This is a genomic window from Burkholderia sp. 28_3 (assembly GCF_003253915.1).
GTDB lineage: Bacteria > Pseudomonadota > Gammaproteobacteria > Burkholderiales > Burkholderiaceae > Burkholderia > Burkholderia cenocepacia.
The window spans coordinates 1-2,318 of record NZ_QKZF01000074.1 but is presented as its reverse complement, the minus strand read 5'-3'; the positions used below and the strand labels follow the sequence as shown (position 1 = coordinate 2,318).

Below are 2,318 nucleotides of genomic sequence, written 5' to 3'. Positions count from 1 at the left end.
CGCGATGACCCAGTTCGCGCTGCTTTACCCGGAACGATTCAACATTGGAATCTGAATCTCAACCCGCCTCACACACGGAATTCCGGATACCTCCCACACCGTGGGGACGCGAAAAGCGTTTCGCGCGTCCAGGCGCTCCACTCCACCGAAACATATGCCATCGCACATGAGCGTACTCCGATGCCAACACAGATAGTGAAAATGGAACGCCTTTAACCTTCAGTTTGCATCCGAATACTGGAACAAACCGCGCATGTTCTGCCGTTGTCGTTTCATTACGTGCCCATCGCGCGCACAGACCTCAACTGGGAGGACAGCGCGATCAACAGAAAACAGCGCTACGTCGTCCGAGAAATTCACAATGACTTCTCGGAGCTGGAACACAACCGGCCAGTGTTGCTACATGTCCGCCTGCGACATCCGCCGGATGCAACCGCGACGTACTCTGGGCTATACCGCATAAAAGCCTGTGAAATCGACCGATAACCGTGACGCTGACTGGAATACGCGGCCGCACATTGCGAACGCTTGCTACTTTGATCGGGAGAAGCGGTTCGCCACTGTGGTTTGCTTCCAACTTCCGTCGACGTGCCTGCAGTTCACCCGAGACACAGAACAGAATGTAGCCGCTAAAACGGTAGCCAGTACGGCTCAGATATTGCCGCGGTACCGTCGGCTGCATCTAAGTGAATGTGAGGCCTGCCAAAGCTCGTTGATAGCACACGTTCCGTGGGCACCGCGTGACATCGATGGCCCGCAGCAATTTCATATCGCCTGTATGCGCGATTGCATGCCTCCTCTGCACCCGCAACAATCGTCGCGCAATTTTTGCGATGTCAGAACGTATGGCGGATGCCAGCCATTACGACTGTCTGCACATTACTCGTCGACGGGGTTGCAAAAGCCATCGCGGCGACCGCCCGCTCGCCGGTCGAGTCGATGCCCGCCGCCTTCTCGTACAGCCCGAAGAGATAAAGGTCGGTACGCTTCGACAAGAAATAGTCTGCCCCAAGATTCCACTGCTGATAACTCGCGCCAGTCTGTGTTCCGTAGGTGCTTGTACGCGTATACGCATACGCGACGCCAAGTAGAAATACAGGTGTCAGCTGATATTTCAGATTCAGCTCGGCCGTGTTAAAGCGCGGGGACGTTGTCAACAGCGACCTAGAAGTGACCCACTTGGGGCGTTGCGCAGCACATTAGATTTGACCCATCCGGGTCACCAAGCTGATGCTCAGCATGTTGTCTGACCCAGGGTCAGCGCAGGTTGCTGGTCATCGGTTTTGCCTGACCCAGGGTCAAGCGAAGTTGCTGCTCATCACTTACGCGTGTATTTCCAATTGCTGGTCAGCGCTTTCGGATGCGCGAGACCGGATCACCCCGGCTTTTCGCTTGTCCTTCAATCGGTAGCTCTCGCCTTTGATCTGTAGAACATGACTGTGGTGCAGCAGTCGGTCGAGCAGCGCGGCCGTGAGCGTCTGATCGCCAGCGAACGTCTGGTCCCATTGTCCGAATGGCAAGTTGCTCGTCATGATCACGGAACCTTTCTCGTAGCGTTTGGCGATCACCTGGAAGAACAGGTTGGCGTCATCGCGAGCGAGTGGAAGATACCCAACTTCGTCGATGATCAATAGCCGCGGCTGGCTGATGTTGCGCTTCAGGAATTCCGCCAGTCGATCCTGTCGAGAGGCGGCGGCCAGGGCAATGACGAGATCCGCCGCGGAGATGAAGCGTGTCCTGATTCCCATCTGTGTCGCGATATAGCCAAGCGTCGCGACAAATGCCGACAGTGGCAGCTTGCCACGTCGGAACACGATCCAGTCGACCTGCATCTGCTGTCCGGGGTCGGTTTCGAAACGCACCAGCGGCTCCGGCGCCTTGATCGACTTCAATGACCGCAAATAGACTCGCAGCCGCGTCAGGCCGCCGTCATAACCCATCGCACGAATCTCGATCAGTAGCGCTGTCGCCGGCAGCCAGGCCGGATGCGCTGCTCGAACCCGGTCATGCAGATAGACCTTGAAGGGATCAAGCTTCTGCGTGCGCCCCGAGCGCGGCGCACGATCCTGCTCAGCACAACTGCGTAAATATTTGCGCACGGTGTTCCTCGACAGCCCCAGTTCCCGCGAGATCTCCCGGATTCCTAATCCTTGGCGGGCCAACACACGTATTTCCATGATCACCTCCCTTGTAAGCACCGGCCCTCCAAAAAGGGCCCATCCTTGCGGATTTCGGCGATGGTGATCAATCGTTTCGGCGAACGTGATCAGTCTGGAAGGTGGTGTTGCGCGGTCAATGGATTATAGCGACGGTGATCA

The 2,318-nt window shown here is 56.7% G+C and carries 2 protein-coding genes; both read right to left on the bottom strand.

From position 1 onward, the window contains the following. Positions 1-836: 836 nt before the first annotated feature. A complete protein-coding gene (locus DFS13_RS39640; RefSeq protein ID WP_012217390.1) occupies positions 837-1,157 on the bottom strand; it encodes a porin in 321 nt (106 codons plus the stop codon). A 165-nt stretch (positions 1,158-1,322) separates the two neighbouring features. Beyond that, a complete protein-coding gene (locus DFS13_RS41115) occupies positions 1,323-2,177 on the bottom strand; it encodes an ATP-binding protein (RefSeq protein ID WP_012217391.1) in 855 nt (284 codons plus the stop codon). Positions 2,178-2,318 lie beyond the last annotated feature (141 nt).